General features: G+C 35.7%; 17 protein-coding genes and 6 pseudogenes. 19 read left to right on the plus strand and 4 right to left on the minus strand.

The window, feature by feature from the left end; translation table 11 throughout:
* Positions 1 to 223 precede the first annotated feature (223 nt).
* From RBH91_RS10430 to RBH91_RS10440, 3 genes and pseudogenes are all read right to left on the minus strand, one after another.
* Positions 224 to 496 (minus strand): annotated as a pseudogene (locus RBH91_RS10430) (tyrosine-type recombinase/integrase); the annotation flags it as partial.
* A complete protein-coding gene (locus RBH91_RS10435) occupies positions 496 to 771 on the minus strand; it encodes a tyrosine-type recombinase/integrase (protein ID WP_307894485.1) in 276 nt (91 codons plus the stop codon). The pseudogene RBH91_RS10430 and the gene RBH91_RS10435, both read right to left, overlap by 1 nt.
* Before the next feature lie 658 nt (positions 772 to 1,429).
* The gene (locus RBH91_RS10440; RefSeq protein WP_307894486.1) at positions 1,430 to 2,212 is read right to left on the minus strand and encodes a (S)-acetoin forming diacetyl reductase; all 783 of its coding nucleotides are present in this window, start codon (positions 2,210 to 2,212) and stop codon (positions 1,430 to 1,432) included.
* Positions 2,213 to 2,547: 335 nt separating this feature from the next.
* Between RBH91_RS10440 and RBH91_RS10445 the strand changes: the two genes are divergently transcribed.
* Both RBH91_RS10445 and RBH91_RS10450 read left to right on the plus strand, forming a co-directional pair.
* Positions 2,548 to 2,868, plus strand: a complete 321-nt coding sequence (locus tag RBH91_RS10445; RefSeq protein WP_404802485.1) for a Tn3 family transposase — start codon at positions 2,548 to 2,550, stop codon at positions 2,866 to 2,868.
* A gap of 3 nt (positions 2,869 to 2,871) precedes the next feature.
* A pseudogene (locus RBH91_RS10450) lies at positions 2,872 to 3,138 on the plus strand (transposase); the annotation flags it as partial.
* Between the two features lie 74 nt (positions 3,139 to 3,212).
* Here RBH91_RS10450 and RBH91_RS10455 read toward each other — a convergent pair.
* Positions 3,213 to 3,578 carry a hypothetical protein gene (locus RBH91_RS10455; RefSeq protein WP_307894488.1) on the minus strand — a complete coding sequence of 122 codons (366 nt, stop codon included), beginning with the start codon at positions 3,576 to 3,578 and terminating at the stop codon, positions 3,213 to 3,215.
* Positions 3,579 to 4,769: 1,191 nt separating this feature from the next.
* Here RBH91_RS10455 and RBH91_RS10460 point away from each other — a divergent pair.
* From RBH91_RS10460 to RBH91_RS10535, 17 genes and pseudogenes are all read left to right on the plus strand, one after another.
* Positions 4,770 to 5,255 carry a hypothetical protein gene (locus tag RBH91_RS10460; protein WP_307894489.1) on the plus strand — a complete coding sequence of 162 codons (486 nt, stop codon included), beginning with the start codon at positions 4,770 to 4,772 and terminating at the stop codon, positions 5,253 to 5,255.
* Positions 5,256 to 5,348: 93 nt separating this feature from the next.
* Positions 5,349 to 6,068 (plus strand): DUF6060 domain-containing protein, encoded by a 720-nt coding sequence (locus RBH91_RS10465; RefSeq protein WP_307894490.1) that lies wholly within the window; start codon positions 5,349 to 5,351, stop codon positions 6,066 to 6,068.
* 317 nt (positions 6,069 to 6,385) lie between these two features.
* Positions 6,386 to 6,937: pseudogene (locus tag RBH91_RS10470) on the plus strand (SMI1/KNR4 family protein).
* A 247-nt stretch (positions 6,938 to 7,184) separates the two neighbouring features.
* On the plus strand, positions 7,185 to 8,153 hold the full coding sequence (locus RBH91_RS10475; RefSeq protein ID WP_307894491.1) for an alpha/beta hydrolase family protein: 969 nt from the start codon (positions 7,185 to 7,187) through the stop codon (positions 8,151 to 8,153).
* Positions 8,154 to 8,623: 470 nt separating this feature from the next.
* Entirely contained in the window at positions 8,624 to 9,283 is a 660-nt protein-coding gene (locus tag RBH91_RS10480) for a hypothetical protein (protein ID WP_307894492.1), read from the plus strand.
* 342 nt (positions 9,284 to 9,625) lie between these two features.
* Positions 9,626 to 10,216: pseudogene (locus RBH91_RS22670) on the plus strand (T7SS effector LXG polymorphic toxin); the annotation flags it as partial.
* Positions 10,217 to 11,077: 861 nt separating this feature from the next.
* Positions 11,078 to 11,503, plus strand: a pseudogene (locus RBH91_RS22675) (T7SS effector LXG polymorphic toxin); the annotation flags it as partial.
* A 1-nt stretch (position 11,504) separates the two neighbouring features.
* Complete coding sequence (locus tag RBH91_RS10490; RefSeq protein WP_307894494.1) at positions 11,505 to 11,939, plus strand: SMI1/KNR4 family protein; 435 nt, start codon at positions 11,505 to 11,507, stop codon at positions 11,937 to 11,939.
* Positions 11,940 to 12,230: 291 nt separating this feature from the next.
* On the plus strand, positions 12,231 to 12,467 hold the full coding sequence (locus tag RBH91_RS10495; protein WP_307894495.1) for a hypothetical protein: 237 nt from the start codon (positions 12,231 to 12,233) through the stop codon (positions 12,465 to 12,467).
* Between the two features lie 8 nt (positions 12,468 to 12,475).
* Positions 12,476 to 12,865: an immunity 22 family protein gene (locus RBH91_RS10500; RefSeq protein WP_307894496.1), complete on the plus strand. Its 390-nt coding sequence runs from the start codon at positions 12,476 to 12,478 to the stop codon at positions 12,863 to 12,865.
* 171 nt (positions 12,866 to 13,036) lie between these two features.
* Entirely contained in the window at positions 13,037 to 13,459 is a 423-nt protein-coding gene (locus tag RBH91_RS10505; RefSeq protein WP_307894497.1) for an SMI1/KNR4 family protein, read from the plus strand.
* Between the two features lie 11 nt (positions 13,460 to 13,470).
* A pseudogene (locus RBH91_RS10510) lies at positions 13,471 to 13,880 on the plus strand (SMI1/KNR4 family protein).
* Positions 13,870 to 14,037 carry an HNH endonuclease gene (locus tag RBH91_RS10515; RefSeq protein WP_239693640.1) on the plus strand — a complete coding sequence of 56 codons (168 nt, stop codon included), beginning with the start codon at positions 13,870 to 13,872 and terminating at the stop codon, positions 14,035 to 14,037. Before RBH91_RS10510 ends, RBH91_RS10515 begins: the two are co-directional and overlap by 11 nt.
* Position 14,038: 1 nt before the next feature.
* Positions 14,039 to 14,506 (plus strand): SMI1/KNR4 family protein, encoded by a 468-nt coding sequence (locus tag RBH91_RS10520; protein WP_307894498.1) that lies wholly within the window; start codon positions 14,039 to 14,041, stop codon positions 14,504 to 14,506.
* Between the two features lie 446 nt (positions 14,507 to 14,952).
* Positions 14,953 to 15,153 carry a hypothetical protein gene (locus tag RBH91_RS10525; protein ID WP_307894499.1) on the plus strand — a complete coding sequence of 67 codons (201 nt, stop codon included), beginning with the start codon at positions 14,953 to 14,955 and terminating at the stop codon, positions 15,151 to 15,153.
* 129 nt (positions 15,154 to 15,282) lie between these two features.
* A complete protein-coding gene (locus RBH91_RS10530) occupies positions 15,283 to 16,539 on the plus strand; it encodes an MFS transporter (RefSeq protein ID WP_307894500.1) in 1,257 nt (418 codons plus the stop codon).
* A gap of 168 nt (positions 16,540 to 16,707) precedes the next feature.
* Positions 16,708 to 17,838, plus strand: a complete 1,131-nt coding sequence (locus RBH91_RS10535; protein WP_307894502.1) for a response regulator aspartate phosphatase — start codon at positions 16,708 to 16,710, stop codon at positions 17,836 to 17,838.
* Positions 17,839 to 18,069 lie beyond the last annotated feature (231 nt).

Raw genomic sequence — 18,069 nt, forward strand, 5'->3', positions numbered from 1 at the left:
TGAACAAATAAGGATTATTTCAAATACAATTTAAAATGACATATATAAATATTACGTTACTGCTTGAAAATCCCTTTAATAGAAAGCAAAAAAAAAATTAGTAATTGATATTGATTGAGATTTTAAAATAGGAAGAAGGGAAACGAGTTTGTGCTTTTTCTTTTTTCACGACAACGAGCATGCAATCTCCTAAAAAAACAATGAGAGGATACCTACATTAAAACCTAAATTTCAAGAAACTCTGATATCTAATGAAATCGCGTTTGCTGATTTTGTATAATTTCTTTCCATTCAGAGAATTATGTACCCACCAAAAGAATTGTCGTAGGGAGGAGGCATACTGTCTTCTTGTCTTTTTGCGGAATGAGTGAGCATCCAAAAACTCCTCTGTTAAATTCCTATGCTCTTCATCAACTTGAGACCACATTTCATCTGTAACTTCAGGCAGTTTCTTAGCTCGCGGCCGCATCATATTCTGCTTTATTTCTTTCGCCATTAATCCTCGTAATCTTTGATTCTATTTTGGTCGAGCTTCTTACTGATATGGGAATAAACATCAGCTGTTACCACCATACTTTTATGACCTAAGCGCTTCTGGATATATTTCATGTCTGCGCCTGACTCCAAGAGCAAGACAGCGTGTGTATGACGCAATGCGCTCTCGATATCTGCCCGTTTTAAAATGCGATTAAAAGCATTGTTGGGCAAGATATCTCCGTCAACTCGACAAAAGACTAAATTCAAATCATGTTTATAACCGTCCTGTAGCATTTGTTTATTTTCAAACTGCCACTTTTTATGTTTTTGTAAAGCAGAAGAAAGGGAAGGACCGATTGAAATTCTTTGTTTTGAGAGAGCTTTGTGAGGAAACCTATGGCCAATAGCTGATTACACCACTAGATACATTTATAAGAAGACTTTAAACATAAATTGTGTCAAGATTCTATATGGTTTATGCTTGAAGCACATTTTAATAATCCATAAATGCTTTTGTCATTAGTTCATTGCTATATGTCACTGGGAATTGCCTTATTGAAGGCAAATTAATTAACCCAATAACTTTATAAGTTGAGGATTTTTTGAGACTTATAAAACAAAAACCCCCTAAAATTGAACTGCACCCCAATTGTTAGACACCATCTAGGGGTATCACCAGTAAAACGCGGATTTACAACGATAAGGAGTCTGGATATAAAAAATAGCCGATTTTCACCACGTTAGAGTATAAAATATCGTGTGCCATAGAGAGAATTGTACAAAAAAGAAAGAGGTTGTCTCAAAAGAAGAATTTGCAACCTCTTTACGTATAGATTTCATTCTTTAAACTTTATGATTTATAAATCTAGAAGGACGATTAGAAAGAAAATCTTGTTTAGAAGGGTTTTTGAAAACTTTCGATCAATCTTTTTTTCAGCAGCTTATTTTAAACTTAATTAAATACCATTCCACCATCGATGATAAGAGCTTGACCAGTCATATAATCTGAATCTGGTCCTGCAAGGTAGGAAACGCATGCTGCTACATCTTCTGGCTCGGATAAGCGTTTTAATGCAATATTTTTAGAGAATTGCTCCATTCCCCATTCAAATGGCTTGCCTGCTTCATCAGCGGTTTGCTGTGCAATATCCATCATCATAGGAGTTTTTACGATACCCGGACAAAAGGCGTTTACAGTAATACCTAATTCAGCTAGATCTTTTGCTGCAGTTTGGGTAATACCACGAACAGCGAACTTTGTTCCACCGTAAACTGCTAAGCCTGGATTACCGACTTGACCGGCTTGAGAAGAAGCATTAATTATTTTTCCACCGTGCCCAAGTTCTTTGAAGGCTTTTACGGCTGCTTGTATTCCCCAATAAGTACCGCCGACGTTAACATCATAAACTTTTCGATAATCTTCATAAGTAATACTTTCAATAGGGGTGGTTGGCCCAAGACCTGCATTATTTATAACCACATCAAGTCCACCAAGACTTTTTACTGTTTCATCGACAGCTTTAAAAACATCATCACGATCAGCAACATTTACTTTAACCGCAATTGCTTTACCATTAGATTGGTTAATTTCCTCAGCAACTTTTTTTGCAGTTTCTTCATTATAATCAGCAACTGCAACAGCGAATCCATCTTCTGCTAAGCGGCTACAGATTGCTTTACCAATTCCTTGTCCACCGCCAGTAACAAAGGCAATTTTTCCAGATACTTTACTCATATGAACATCTTCTTTCTATATGTAATTGGTATTTATTTGGTACAGTAAATATTATACTATGTATTTGTAAATTTGAAATAAAGTCGCGATGTTTGTAAAAAAGATGTGATATTTAAAGTAAAAGTTGCGATATTTTGAAGAAAGTTTAACCATTATAGAAGGGGTACAGGCAGCAAAAACGGAAAAATTGTACGTTAAGGCTATCAACATTGATATAAAAGGAATGTTCCACTAACGTTCTCTCGTTTATGATAATGTCACATTTAAACTAAATCCAGGTTAAATAATAGAACCAAAAGGCGTTCAAAAAACAAAGTATCAGCTACACCCCACGTATGGCACATTCTATTCGAGAGGGTAAGCTTGGCTTCTATACTCGGCAGAACAAGCCTTGCCATGGCACTCAGAGAGATGGGATGAATAGAAAAGTCGATCTTCATCCTAGACTATATCTCAAGCGAGTCGATGCGCGCCGCCGTATTCAAAGTGTTTTAAACAAAGAAAAAGCAATGAATGCTCTGGCACGAGCCATTTTCTTCAGGAAACATGGAGAACTAAGAGAACGTGCTTTACAGGATCAATTACAGCTTAAGGCAAAATTAAAAGGCATGAGCCCGGTACAATACGGATTCATGCCAGAACTGCCTAAGAAATAATCTGTCTACGACTACGGCAGTGCCCTCCGTAAAATGATGTACACGACAAATGCGGTTGAAAGCGTCAATTCAAGTTTCCGTAAGGTAACAAAAAAGGGCGCATTCCCTAATGAAAACGCACTCCTTAAACTCCTGTATTTACGTGTTTGTGAGCTTCAAGACAAGTGGAATGGTGGACATATCCGTGACTGGTCGTTGGTTCTAAATCAGCTGATGGTCAACGAAAAACTCACCAAACGCATTCAGAAATACAGTCTCTATTTGCCTTAATCATCTTCTGGAAATAAGAAGGTATCCCCAAAAAAGATGGAGAGTTTCTGAAATACTCTATTTAGTTAGATAAGTTATTCATTGGAAAGATCGTCAATCGCTTGAACAGCTAGTTCCAATGCTTTAATTCTTTTTTCTAAAAGCGTTCGTTGAGGACTACCTGTTTTTAACTTAGCATAAGTGTTCTCAATTGATGGGAATAAACCAGTAAGAACATTGCGAGCTTCTGCTAAATCTTCGTGGGTGTAATGATGGGGGCTTTGATTCCAAACGCTTTCTAGCATGGCTAAGCCAATGTAAAGAGCTTTGAGTCGTTTCTTTAATAAGGTAGTATTTGCGCCTTTCTGAGTCATCTGAGCCAAGGCATTTTCGGATTTACTGATTGTCGATTGGAAGGATTTTATTGATTCGAATTTATCTACATTTGATACGTTTTCCATGTTAGTGCTGTCCTCTCTGAATTATTTTGTTTGATACTTGATAAAATCATTAAGAACCTGATTTCACTCGCTCTTTAACCCCTAACCATAGTCAGAGAGTATTAGCAGAGGAATTTTATGGACAAGCAATTTCAATCATGAATAACATTTTACGTTACTTAGAAGGATTGACCAAGTTTTTATCCGCTATCAAAAAGACGATAGTTTCCTTCCAAAAGAATCACTAGTGCACACCTAGGATTAGCATTCTTCTTTCTATCAACACAGGCGTGCTGGGTCTGGCGTCATAATCCTATCTCTAATTTTGGACTACCAAACTTTATTTGACAATCCCGCCCCTTCTTAGAAGAACGGTTATTTTATATAAATTCAACGTCTGTAACATCTTCAAATTTAATAAGGTTCGCGTCTCATTTTGAACTCACGACATGGAAAAGCTTGCGCCGCTGGTTTATGTATTGGATATGCCCAACAATTTGAATGATCCTCTCCGGTTTCTTGCCCATTCAAAAAAGCAACGGCTTGCACACTGAAATCAATTTTATGGCCAAAATTTGACCGAAAAATATTGAGAAATATATAGAATTTATTTCAGCTTTAAAATAACAAAGCGCTGAAAAAGCATTTGTTTATAAGGTTTTTCAGTGCTGTACATAGTCTATTTCAATTCGAAATTTGTTCCGTACACAAGTCAACCCATGGGACCGCGCGACCAGTATATGTCTCAGTTTTAAGCTCTCAACCCTTTGGCACCAGTGGCGTCAGGGGGTTTTGTTTTTTGTGGGTATTTTTAATATTTTAAGACAAAACAATAATCACCGACAAAAAATCATTCGAAGTTCAATAAACGGATGTCGGTGAAGATCTCTTTCTTGATTGATTCGATTTATTTTCGGGTACAGAGTCGAGTCCTATCGGTCTATTAAAAAAACTCCATCTTGGAGAGATTTCAGAATTATTACACAGAAATTAAAAATGAATTGGAACACTGCGGTGGAATATAAAGAAATAACAGGCAGGAAATATGATAAGCCCGCTGTCAGTGTGGGTTTAGGTATGACCATCGCCCAATAAGGGTGTTTTTATTAACCACACTCGGTCTCCTAAAAAGATTCTGATCGAAAAAAGGAGCTTAAAAATGTTTAGCGAATAATATAATGGTTATAAACCAAAGGATAATGGAGGTGCCGTATGAAGCAATTAAAGGTCTTATTTTTTTCACTTCTCCTGCTCACGGGATGTTCGATGGCTAAAGAAAACAATAAGGAAGACAAATGGTTTAATAGTGAACAGGAGGCTATTGAGGATGGTATTAAGTATGAAAACATAACTAAAAATGATATTTTAGACAAAATTAATTTGAATGGTGAAAAAGTAATTGTTTTTCGTTTCTCTGAATCGGACGGAAAAGGGATTTGTATCGCTTACATCAATCATAAAAATAACAAATATCAATGGTATCGAGACTTAAATTATGTGATTTTGAAATCGGATAATCCCAACATTGGCAATTTAAACGCCTCTACAGAATTCAAAACTCCTAAGGGTGAAAGCTACAAGTTATACATAGGGGTTGCTGATAAATCGAATTTTAAATTAAAAACTGATATAGGGCATAAAGTCACGCCGAACATCGATGAAAAAACGGGCATGTATTATTATATAATGTCGGAATAGTCGAAATTCGGTTTTCTTGTCGAGGAAAAAAGATAGACACCCCTCCTTTTCGCTGTTAATATGGATTTAAAAGGAAAAGAAGGATACTTTTGAATGAATTTTTTTGTGAAAGGTCTGATAGCTTCTAGCACATTTGTATTGGGACTAGCTTTCTCTATTCCGGCTTTTGCAGAAGAGGTTAAGGAACCAGAGCGTTTTTATGACAAGGAATTTGATTCTGAAATCACTGCCTACAAAAACACTGAACATGGCCTTGTTCCTCTTTCAGAAGAAGAATATAAAGGCTTTACTGAAGTGAAAATAGAAGAACTAGGATATCCAGATCTAGCAACAACTCTTAATTCTTTGGCAGCATCCTCTAATGATTTTACTACACAAGACTATCGAGAATATTGGAAATATTCCGAATCTAAAGTTACTACATATACAGGTAATCCCATTCAAGTTACTTCAACAATTAACTGTAATACAAAAGGAGGGTGCAGTATTTCCAAAATTGTGTCATCAACAGTATCAGCTTCCTTTAGCGTAGACACCCAAGCTGAAAAAAATGCAATTAAAGCCGGGGTCTCTTATACGTGGGTGAGCAGTGCCTCTGATTCAAGTAGGTATACATACAACCTACAAAAAGGTGAAGCTGGTTATATTGCATTTAAACCTAGTAAAAGAAAGTCCTCTGGAAAACTTAAAAGATACTCTAACTGGGACGGATATTTATTTAGCAAATCAGCTTACTGCAGAAATCCTATAAAATTGAAAAACGGAGAAGCAAAGGGAGTTTACACGTTCGTTTTCACAAAAAGAGCTAAATAAAGCAGGCCTCTGACCTGTTTTATTTGATTGTTTAATTTTTAATGACGAGATACAGACCAGCAGGCATAACTTTTTCCACTATTCATCAAGTGTGAAAACAACAACGACTAAAACAATTATTGTTACAGTATAGGAAATTCTTTGACGGTCAACATTAATAGTCCGCTTAAAGCTCCAAACTCATAAGTCCTTTCATTGAAAAAAATCAAGTCTTTCCCAAGAGATAGAATCTTAGTTTTTTCATAATGAACCCCCTTGTTCAGAACATCGTAAGGTTGTCACATCTTAGCGAAGCGGCTATTAGTGAGGTGATGCCTTTGACTACTTTTGTAGACAAAACTGTAAATGGCTTGAAGAGTCTTTTAGATCACAATGGAACAATTAAATTGTTTGGTTCAGGAGGAGATATCACCGAATCTCAAGTTATCTTTCCTGATTACGGAGCATCGGAGGATGAAATTCAAAATTTTGAATCCAAACACTGCATATCTTTCGCTGTGGATTGCAAAAAATTTTTGATGCAACATAATGGTGCTCGAATTTTTGACATTGTTTCTGATGGAGAAAATATAGGCGGGTGATTGCAACTTTTCAGTATTGAGGAGATTGAAGAAGAATTAGGATATGAGGAATTGTTTGAAAACGTAAACGGTATCCCGATAGGTTATCTGTTGGAAGAATGCCATTTAATGATTGACAGGGATAAGCTTAATAAAGGAGATCCCAATTACCTCTTTTTATTTGAAGATGGACTAGACTATAAACCGCTGAACCTGAATTTCGAGATATTTTTTAATCGTTATATTATGTGTCAAGGCGAAGCATTTTGGGAATGGAGCTATCGGACAGCAGAGAATTATTATAGATAAGATGATGAAGACAGTCAGTACTTGACTGTCTTTTTAGGTTGGTTGACCTGTGATTATTGATTCGTTTTCAAGGATGAACGGATTTATCCACCAATCCATTTTCGTGAAGTGATAAAATAACAACTGATGATGAAGGTTTGATGAATGAAGGTCTATGATTCTAAAACTTTAAATGAACATAAGAGGTTTATTATGTGAAATAGACTGATTTCACACCACAACTTATTGTAATCCAGGAGGGCATAAGGTGTTTTTTTCAAAAATCATAGATCGTTTGGCTTTATATGATTTACATAGAAAGAAAAGTAAGGGTCAACATTTTTCTACTTTTTCATTGGGTACAATTGCTAGAGATGAATTCTATAAATCAAATGTAGCGGATGTCTCAATTATTCTGAATAAATCAAGAAAAAATAATATGGTTGGAACATTCAGCTATGAATCCTTAATTCCATCCGGGGATCTCGTCAATGATACTTTAAAAGGGGAGGTTTTTTTAAACAAAAATGATATAGATAAACCCAATGTTATCTTTGTACACGGCTGGCGCATGGATTCATACGATCGAATAAAAAATATATTTCATCACCGCATAATGAATGATTTAGGATGGAACATGTACTACTATTCTCTTCCCTATCATTTTGAAAGAGAGCCGGAACATTCACTTTATAGTGGAGAATTGATGATAAGTGCGAATATTGATCGTACAGTTGAATCGACGAGACAAGCTATTGTAGATTTACGAGCATTCATTCACTGGATAAAAGCAAATAAAACAGGCCCTGTTATCTTAGTGGGTGTAAGTTTAGGCGGGTGGATTACTAATCTAATGGCTACCCTTGAATCTCAAATTGATGTAGTGGTATCAATATTTTATGCCAATCGCCTTTCTTATTCGATATGGAACACAGTTCCGGGTAAATTCATAAGGGAAGAACTAGAACAACATGGTGTGACTTATGAAGATTTAATAAGATATTGGGAAATCACAGATCCTAGCCAAGCCATGCCGAAAGTGAACAAAGATAACATTCTGCTCATTTCTGCTAAACATGATCAATATATTCACATAGAAGATGCTGATTGTTTGTGGGAAAGGTGGGGGAAACCAAAAAGATATCTCTACAATTGCGGCCATGCGGGGATTGTTCTTTGTCGCAAAAAGCTAGCATTAGACACGCTTTCTTTTATCCAAGAAAAATTAAAAAGGTAAAATAAGAAGTTTATACCCACTGCGTTACTTTGGTTGATGAGTTCTATTCTTTTTCTCACAAACCCAGATGATAGAAAAAACTAGATGCAGGAATAGAAGTTCATTGGAACCATGTGAAAATTTATCTTACAAAAACTGATGTAAAGGATATTTAAAGGTCAGCTTAGACTCTTAAGCCAAACTGATCTGAGATGTAACCACGTTTACCTTTGTAGATAACTTCCCTAGCTTTACCAAAGCTCTGAATTGCAAAGTCACGAAGTTATATACTCGGATACTTAATCCATGTTAATATCGTGTTTTTTAACTCCACAGCATTGACTAGTATAAAAGGAGAGTAATAAGGAAAAACTCTAGAAGCTGAAATTAAGGCTTATGTCGGGCTCAAGGATACACTCTTTTTACGGTTTTTGCTGCTTGACATGAAATACCAGTATGATATGTTGTGGTAGAATGAAAGGAATGATTGAATGAAAAAACTAGCAAAGGTTTTTTATTGTAATGTTGCTCTGCTATTTTTCGTTCTATTGCTCGCAGGGTGTACAGGCGGTACGAGCCAAGAATCAAAAACAGCCCCTGCCGAGAATGACTCCGCTTCAGAATCTCAAAAAGTAACGAACGAGACACAAGAAAGCAACCGAACAGACGAAAAGAAAGATGAATCGGTGTCCACAACGGGATCAGAAGAAACAAAAAACGAGGAGTCAAATCATCCATCTGAAAGCGAAGAAGATGATACATTGTCTGGATATTCTTCTGAGGAAATCGAATACGCTAGAGTTTGGTTGCAACTTGGACCAAATCAAGAGATAGATGAATTGAATGTTCGACAGATTTCGGCTGGCGAACCAATCAATCCTAATGATGACACCAGTGCTAGCTATCCAGAAGATGTTATCCAGTTAGCAGGTTCTCGATTAGTAGATGGATCAGTAACTTATAGTAGTAATGGGGATGGCACGATTAATGTATACAATGTTCCTTTACGTTGGGATAGTTCTCCTGATGTAGACAAAAACTTCATGCATGAATACACAGAAGGCATTATTAAAAAAACAGAGCTAGTTCACGTTGACCCCGGCAATGATAAAGAAATCATAAAGTTCATTGATATAATGAATATTCATTAATCAGAAATCGCTATTCAATGATTGAATTTCAGACAACATCATTCCGAATCGTCGTGAAATACCTCCTAAATATCACCTGATTTAATAGTATATGTAGTAGTTTGACGGGTCGAATTATTTTCCAGTATCACTTTTGAGCTATCGGACAGCAGAGAATGACTATAGATAGGATGATGAAGACAGTCAGTATTTGACTGTCTTTTGCTTTTCTATTGAAATTTAGGTTGATTGACCTATGATTATTGATTCATTTTCATGGGTGATCAGGATTTATTCACCAAATCATTTCCGTACAGTGCTAAACTCATTTACAGAGTTAAGACTTTGGAAAGGGTTGTATCCATGAAGATATATGAAGCAAAAACACTAATATCATCAATGGAAGCTCGATCAGATGAATATAAGAAAACGAGAGAACAGTTTGTTAATCTGAAAAAAGCTTTTCAAGGGATGGCAGACTTGGGGAATGATTTTCAGGGAGAAGGCGCTGACAACATCAAGAACTTTTATAAAGAACATGCCAGGAATGTTGATGAGTGGCTTGATATGATTGATATGCAGATTGCGTTCTTAGATAGCATTGCAGCAGCGTTAGAAGAAGCCGATCTATCAGGCAGCACATTCGTCGATACTTCTTTTTTGGAAAACGAATTAGAGATTGCTTATAAAAAGTCTAATGCAGTGGTGGCCGAACAAAAGCAAGCACTGAAAACGATCTTAGAGGACATTAAAGATATCGTTGCATTAGAAGTTTTTTCAACTGCCGACTTCAAACAGCATATCAGCGATTCAAAAGTAAAGCGGGAAAACACGGTTGACAAAGTGAATGAAATGGATTTTAAATTAAAAAAAGAATACGAGAAATCCGAAGAGAATCAGGACTACATCGAAGCAAGAAGCAAGGCGCTGATAGATGCAACAGGAAAAGGGAAGAACGCTACACCGGTTCATTTCAATGCAAAAGCATATTATGATACTAAAGTGTTCAAGCAAAGAGATAAAATACATAAGAAGACGCAAGAATATCTTACAATAAAAAAAGAAGAAGCTGAACAGCATAGGGTTAAAGAGTTGAAAGAAAAGCTCGCAAAGGTGTCTGATCCTGATGAATATCTTGAAATTGCAAAAGAAATAGGATATGAGAATTTAACTCCAGATCAGAAACAATATGTACTGCAGCTCGAGCAGTTCAAGCAGCAAGAGGATATTGTAAAAGGAATAGGCGTGGGGCTGAAAGACGTTGCAGTCGATACTGCTACAGGCATTTGGGACACAGTAACCCACCCTATAGAAACACTTGAGGGCATTGGTCATACCATTATGCATCCTGTAGACACATTCAATGTGATGAAAAAAGGGATCGAAGAGTCTTATGAGCGAGATGTGGTTAATGGCGATTCCTACAGCAGAAGCAGATGGTTTACATATGCTATCGGGATGGTCGGCACATCGATAGTAGGCACAAAAGGTGCAGATAAAGTAAGCAAAGTATCAAAAGCTGGGAAAGTCGGACAGGCAACAGCCAAAGCGAATAAAGCTTCTAAAAAAGTAGCGGGCAAAACAGTTAAAGCATCGAAAGAAGCTGTGGAAAAAAGCGTTGCATCTTTCAAGAAATCGATGCAAAGGGTCGCTTCAAAAATAAAAGGAATTCAAATACATAACCCTTTTGAGCCGCAAGTTCAGTTGGCTGGTGGGGGAAAAGTTCCTTATCATGCTATTGATGGTGAAAATTTTAAAAAGACGCTTATTCAGCGTATTGAGAAAGTTTTCGGGGATGAGAAAGGTGCTATATTTGATTCTGACTTAATAAAAAAATATATTAGAGATATAGAAGGACGTACAGGGAGAGAGTTACCTAAAAATCAAATCGAAAAGTTGAAGGAGGCATTGAGAAATAAGAGGTACCAAAAATTAACTCCTTCTGAAACCAGAAAACATCGACGAACATTCAACAAAGTTAAAGATAAATTGATTGAGGAGTGGGAGAGAAAAACCGGTCAGAAATGGCCGACGTACTCAAAAGACGTAATTTCGGAGAAGACAGGAGAGCCAGTTAGAAGAAAAGGTGATAAGTATGATGCACACCATATAATTGAAAACAGCTTTCGTGGAGAACATGAGTGGTGGAATATACATCCTGCTAAATTTCCAAATGAACATCAATCTGGTATCCATGGTACAGGATCACCTGCGAATAAATTATTTAAAGGGGGTAAATAAAATGAAATACGATTTTATTAAAGATTATCAAGAAAATCAATTTTATCCGGTAAGTGAGGATGAAATTCAAGATCTAGAAGAAATATTGGGATTAAAGTTGCCTTTTGAATTACGGAAGTTTCTATTGGAAGTTGGGTATGGTTTTCTAAAAAGATCAGAATATAATATCAATCGGATCATGGGGCCATCTTCAATACGAGACGCAAGATTGAAAACTAATGATTTTGAATTTTATCCTGACATCGAAGTATACGAGGATCTTGAAGAAGATAAATTAATATTTTTTGAGGCGAATGAAAGTGCGCTATTATTAATTGAATTAAGCGAAGAGCAAAATAATCCAATTTATTATGATGATATAAAGATAGCAGATTCATTGGAAGAATTTCTAATTAAAATTATGGATGACGACAAATATTATATTGACTTAGCCTAACGAAAAAAGCAGAGAATAAACTTTTGATAGCTATTATCTTTTTATGGTTTCCGTGGAACAAACCTTTTTAAAAATAGTGGATTAAATTTCTTTCTTTTTAGAGTTACCTTGATCGGCATCGCCTTTCAAGGTTTTTTGTTTGAATCCGAGAAAAATCCGACAAAAAGGGGGATAAAAAAATGTGGGCAGACCCAAAATTAAGAGAATCAATAAAAGACAGGTTACGTCCCCCTGGAGGATTGCATGAGTGGCACTTAGTTTCTCGTACGGATACTTTTAAATACTGGGGGCGTGACAGCAGAACAAATCAAAGAAATGCGAACCTTGATTAGTGAAACAAAATTTGTAAATCCAACTGGAAAACATGGTGGTAAAGGATCAACAAAAGCACATAACGAGCTCTTACAAATAATTGATATATCTAAAGACTACAACATGTTTAAAAGGCGATTGCAAAACTGGGCTGATTATCGTTTTGAGGGTGGCTCTGATGCATTGCCTGATGGATTAAAACCAACAAGGAGGTAGTTTGTTTTATGCAAAAAGAAGAATTTGTATCACTTTGGGTAGGTAATATCAATTCCCCAGATGAACTAGATAAGATTCTTAAAACTTCTTATACTGAAGATGGTGATTTCATTCCTTCAATATTTGCTCGTAGCTTTGATATTGAAAGGTACGACGATGCTGTTCGTGAAGCAGATTTTTATGAAGAGCCTAGTAACTCATTAAGTCGACTATTAGAAGGTTTCTCCTACGATGATGTGATTATCCCAGAATTCATATCAATGTACGGAGGAGACGTTTTGACTAAAAATTACAACGCAGTTGTTCTCTTATATAATTTCAGCTATGAAGGTACCAAGAAGATGATATCCATTAGTGATACCGAGTTTGAATTTTTAGGTTCAGTTAAATATATGTAACAAAAGCATATCTAAGCTTTAGTCGGCTTTACCTTTCAGTTTTTCACAATAACCATAAAAAAAGAAGTGGGCACAAGAAATCGAAAAGGGAAGAAACGTTGAGGTTCAAATAAAGCCCGTTTATAAAGGAGATTCACAAAGGCTGACAAGCTTATTGAGGTGATGGTAGTTATGAATGAGAAAATCTCAAAGATGATAAATGATTATATAGAAAAAGGCGATTTTGTCGGAGCAGTAGCCGATGAAGATATCACAAAGGCTGAAAACAAATTAGGATGCAAATTTCCACAAGAATATAAAGAATTTATTAAATCTTATGGTTCTGGAGGTATATGTGGGGTTGAAGTTTTAGGTGTGGAAGGAAATGATTATGCTTCAGTGGTTGATGCTACAGAAAGATTTAGAAAATTTGGTTTACCTGAGAAATACTTAGTTATTGAAAATGTAGATGAATTTGTCTACTGCCTAAATACAGAAGCAGATCATAGTGTCATAAGGTGGGACGACATGAGCAAAAATGAAATTAAAAGATATTCAAGTTTTGATGAATATTTACTAGATAGCTTCCAAGAAGCAATAGACAATTGGGAGTAGACATATGTAAAATGAATTATTCAAAGGTGGAAAAATTCATAAAAGAAAATGCCGGAGAAAAAGATTTCACAGGTGGAATTGACGAAGAGAAAATTTCAAAAATAGAACAGAACCTTCAAGTTTCTCTTCCTGAGAGTTATAAGTGGTTTTTAAGAAAAATGGTTCAGGTGGTTCTTTTGGAATCGAAATATTAGGTCAAGGACTTGTATCTCCTGAAGTCGTAGAGTTTACAAAAGACTATAGGGAACTCTATGATTTACCAAATCATATTGTCGTTATCGTCGATGTGGATGTATTCGCCTATTGTCTAGATATACAAAAAATGGATAGTGGAGAAAGTCCTGTAGTTACATGGGTTTATCAAAGTGGTTATGATCATCAAAAGGCTTCAAAAGGTATACGAAAAGATTATGGAGGTTAAAGGATTCCGTACTAAGACAGAAGCAAAAGATTGGTTAAAGGAGAAAGGATTGACACCTCATCATTTAGATGATGTTACAATTCAACTTGTACCAACCGATCTTCATGGTAATATCCCACACATCGGTTCTGCATCCGATCTAAGAGGAGGTCATTAAAATGAACTTTAAAAGTATTGAGCAAAAAATGAGTCAATTTAAAATTAAGTCATATGTTCAAAAAGTACATGATGAAAATGAAGTAGAGGAAATTGAAAAGTCCTTAAGTATTGATTTATCAGGTGATTATAAAGAATTCCTCTTAAAATATGGTGAGTGCATGATCATGGAAGATGATCTAGTCTTTCCGGTATTAGAAGACACTCCACTTACTGATGAAGGCCACTTACCATTAGGTTTTTTTTACGGGCTAGAGAAAAACAGATACGATATTAGGAACGTTAGAGATATTTATTTTGATCAGATGCCTGAATGGGTTCTTCCTATTGCTGATGCTGAAGGAGGCGATCAAATTTGTATAGCAGTGAAAGGGGAGAAAAAAGGGAAAATATATTTTTGGGATCATGAACTTAGAGACAGACAACAAGACCTTTTCTTAATTGCCGGTTCTTTTAATGATTTTATTTAAAGTCTGTTTGTTAAAGAGACACCAAAAAAGGATGAAAATAATGGGATTATTTCAATTGAACTTGATGAAGATTTATTAAATGATTAAGGGTGAAAATAGATAATAGTGAAGTCTTACCAAATAATTGTACCTTTGCCCAGTTATACTTTGGGATAACCAAGATGGAATAGTCGAACTTGTAGCTGATAATTTTCTTGAGTGAAGAGCTTGAGGGGACTAAAGAATAATTATAACAACCTCATCCTTTTATGGGTGGGGTTTTTCTTTAGGAAATTGTGAGAGAGGCTTTTTTATTTGGAAACTGTTTTGTTGATATATAATAAGCGGGAACGTATATTCGATTTTAAGGTGATGGGAAGATGAAACCTGTTATTTCAGACGAACTGACAAATGCTATCCACGAAAAAATCATTATTGATCTTTGTATTTAAGCAATAGAGACAAGGATGAAGAAAGTTGAATCAGATAAAAGCACAGAGCTTGTTGAATATTATGAGGCTAAGTTAAAGAAGGTTTTTTCATTAAGAAAACAACTCAAAGACTATTTGAAACAGGAAAACACAAAAATTCAAGAAGTTGTCGTATATGTGATGAAATGCTGCTTTAAAACTTCATATCAAGCCGGAAGGATTGTGAGTAAGAGTTGATCCCTTGCTTACCTTAATATTTCTTAAACTATTCCTTTTCAACATTGACCCAGAAACCAAAAATAGGATATGCTGATTAAATAGAGATTGTAAAAATGAGGGATTTTTGCAAGGGGGGTTTTTTGGGAAATGAATAGTGATACCACTGTGTGGCAAAGAAACTTCACCTTTCTTTTTGGCTCTAAGATGGTGAAGGTAACCGCGGATACTTTAGCATTTAACACTATTCTGTGGTTTTTAATCTTGGACGGCAAAGGAGCTATTGGTACTGCTTTTTTGATTGCTGTAACCTTCCTGCCCCAAGCGATTTTGGGACCTATCATCACTCCACTAATGAAAAAAAACACGTTGAAATTCTGGATGTTTTTTTCCGATATCACTAGAGCTTCAATAATGTTAATCATTCCAATATGTTATTTTAACGGATTTTCTCCATTATGGTTCATTATTTCATTAATGCTGATTCATTCTGCTACAGGAGCTTCTTATGATCCTGCTTCTGTTTCGTTAATTCCGAAAATTATGAAAGAGGATTTTATTCAAAAGGCGAATGCAACTATACAGTCTTCAGGTCAAGCAGTAAAGCTGGGAGCAGTGACACTTTGTGGTGTAATGATTGTTACGATTGGTGCAGCTCCTACAATGCTATTCATACTGCCACTCTATATCGCGTCAGCCATTTTGCTCCTATTCATCAAATATAGAACTAATGAGGATAACATAAATAAAACAACCAAATCACGAGAACCTTATTTAAAGAAGCTAAAAAGAGGATTTATGCTTGTAAGGCATCATCATATTTTATTTCCTTTGGCTATTTTCTGCGTATTTTTAAATTTAGGATCTGCACCATGGGAAGCACTGGCGGCAGTCTATATAGCGGAGGATTTAAATCAGGGGGCTATTATACATTCCATCGTAAGATTATTAACAACTTCCGGTGCATTTTTGATGGGCTTTATTTTAACTAGAGTCAGAGTGAATCGTTATGGGTTATTGTTTGTTGCTGCTGGAATTATAGAAGGAACAGCCTTTTTCATTACGGGTATGAATTCACTTTTATTATTAGTGTTTGTTGCTGCCTTTGTGCTAGGAGCGACGATTAGTGCAATAAACGTCCCAGAGCATACAATAATTCAAACATCCGTTGATGATGAGGATCAACCCCAAGTATATGCTGTTATCAGCATGATTTCGTATGTGATGATTCCTCTAGGTGCTTTAATAGCTGGGTATGCTGCTACTGTTTATGGGGCAGGTAAAGTAATTGCTTTTGGAGGGGTAGTCGAAATACTCGCAGGAGTCGGTGTATTCACTTTTACAAAACTTTGTAAGTCTCAGCGGTCAGACTTGTCGAAGGCAAAAGAAGAAAGTTTAAAATTGTAAACTTCATTGATTCTTAATATTCCGACAATGTGGTACAAAGAAGTATATTTTATTATTTGTTAGAATTTTCAGACTTTAAAGAAGGCAAATGCAGATTGTTCTTATAAAGAAATAAAATAGCAAAGATGACATATTTAATGACCTTTGCTTATGAGAGGGGTTTGAAAAGTGTCTACTGAAAGTGTCATTCCTTATGATCTGGTAGCTACAAAAATGAATTATTGGTATAACTGTATAAAGAATAATAGGAGAACTGCGGCTGAAAAGGCAAAAGCTGAAGTTGAGCAAGAAATAAAAATAATGGAAGAAAATCAAGATGTTCTTGTATATTTTTCGTTATTAGAGTTCCGTCATCAGCTTATGTTGGAAGAACTTTATCCAAATGCTGGTGCAAAAATCGTTAAGCAATATGAAAAGTTGAAGGAAACACGAGGGAATCAAGACCTCAATGGAATGCTTGAATATTATTATCATTTTTTTATGGGGATGTACTACTTCAGACAAAAAGAACTTGTATTCTCATTGAATTGTTACAGAAAGGCTGAACTAGAGATAGAATCAATCGAAGGTGAAGAAGCAGAGAGGGCTGAATTTTATTTTAAAATGGCTGAAGTTTATTATCACATGAAACAGACATACTTCTCGATGAATTATGCTAAACGTGCTTATGCCATATATCGAAATCAACCCACATATGGCAACAGGCGTGTACATTGTCAGCTTGTTATCACAGGTAATTGGCTGGACAACATGCAAACTGCAAAGGCATTGAAACACGCTAATCAAGCGTTAGAGGATGCTGAGAAATTTGGGGAAAGTTATTTGATAAGAAAAGCGCTTTTTAACATCGGCCTATGTTATACTCATCTTGAAGAACTTGATAAAGCATCCAAATTTTATTTGAAAGCACTTAATGTAACGGAACCAAAAAACTCTAATTTTGAAGCGAAGACATTATGTGTTTTAGCATTTGTGAAAGCAAAGACAAACGATTTAACATCATCAAGAGTTTTTTATGAAAAATCATTGGGAATTGCCAAGAAAAACAATATAAGAGACATTTTTGAAACACTGAAGATCATTAAGGGAATATATCTAAAATATGATTTGGAAATTGTAAGGGACGCTTTTGAGTTCTTCGAGGAAAAAAAGATGTATCCCGATATGGAGTGGTATGGAATTTCTATTGGTGACTCGCTGAGTCAAAGAGAGGAAATCTTGGCCGCTAATGAATTTTATCGTAAGGCAATTGAGGCACGGAAACAAATTCAAAGGGGAGAGATTCTAGATGAAAACTAAACTTTTAATTTGTGGAGTTTTATTGTTGGGGCTTACAGGAGTGGCTGGTGTTTCTTTTTCATATCAGGAAAATGACAACTATAATGTTGCTATAAGAGCTGAAACTTGATAAACAATGCCTTTTATAAAGCATTGCCATCTAAAAATATAAAAAGTATTACGCTTGATTTATAGACTTATCTCTTTGGTACGAATACTAAAGAGTTAGTCTATTTTTTATTCTGAGACAGA

The organism is Bacillus swezeyi (assembly GCF_030908325.1).
Taxonomy (GTDB): Bacteria; Bacillota; Bacilli; order Bacillales; family Bacillaceae; genus Bacillus; species Bacillus swezeyi.

Excerpts from the sequence above, each read along its gene's own strand:
- RBH91_RS10520 (WP_307894498.1), top strand. The coding sequence starts at position 14,039 with ATGAACTTTAAAAGTATTGAGCAAAAAATGAGTCAATTTAAAATTAAG.
- RBH91_RS10435 (WP_307894485.1), bottom strand. The coding sequence starts at position 771 with ATGCTACAGGACGGTTATAAACATGATTTGAATTTAGTCTTTTGTCGA.
- RBH91_RS10500 (WP_307894496.1), top strand. The coding sequence starts at position 12,476 with ATGCAAAAAGAAGAATTTGTATCACTTTGGGTAGGTAATATCAATTCC.
- RBH91_RS10455 (WP_307894488.1), bottom strand. The coding sequence starts at position 3,578 with ATGGAAAACGTATCAAATGTAGATAAATTCGAATCAATAAAATCCTTC.
- RBH91_RS10465 (WP_307894490.1), top strand. The coding sequence starts at position 5,349 with ATGAATTTTTTTGTGAAAGGTCTGATAGCTTCTAGCACATTTGTATTG.
- RBH91_RS10445 (WP_404802485.1), top strand. The coding sequence starts at position 2,548 with ATGGCACATTCTATTCGAGAGGGTAAGCTTGGCTTCTATACTCGGCAG.
- RBH91_RS10460 (WP_307894489.1), top strand. The coding sequence starts at position 4,770 with ATGAAGCAATTAAAGGTCTTATTTTTTTCACTTCTCCTGCTCACGGGA.
- RBH91_RS10530 (WP_307894500.1), top strand. The coding sequence starts at position 15,283 with ATGAATAGTGATACCACTGTGTGGCAAAGAAACTTCACCTTTCTTTTT.
- RBH91_RS10515 (WP_239693640.1), top strand. The coding sequence starts at position 13,870 with ATGGAGGTTAAAGGATTCCGTACTAAGACAGAAGCAAAAGATTGGTTA.
- RBH91_RS10440 (WP_307894486.1), bottom strand. The coding sequence starts at position 2,212 with ATGAGTAAAGTATCTGGAAAAATTGCCTTTGTTACTGGCGGTGGACAA.
- RBH91_RS10490 (WP_307894494.1), top strand. The coding sequence starts at position 11,505 with ATGAAATACGATTTTATTAAAGATTATCAAGAAAATCAATTTTATCCG.
- RBH91_RS10480 (WP_307894492.1), top strand. The coding sequence starts at position 8,624 with ATGAAAAAACTAGCAAAGGTTTTTTATTGTAATGTTGCTCTGCTATTT.
- RBH91_RS10525 (WP_307894499.1), top strand. The coding sequence starts at position 14,953 with ATGAAGAAAGTTGAATCAGATAAAAGCACAGAGCTTGTTGAATATTAT.
- RBH91_RS10505 (WP_307894497.1), top strand. The coding sequence starts at position 13,037 with ATGAATGAGAAAATCTCAAAGATGATAAATGATTATATAGAAAAAGGC.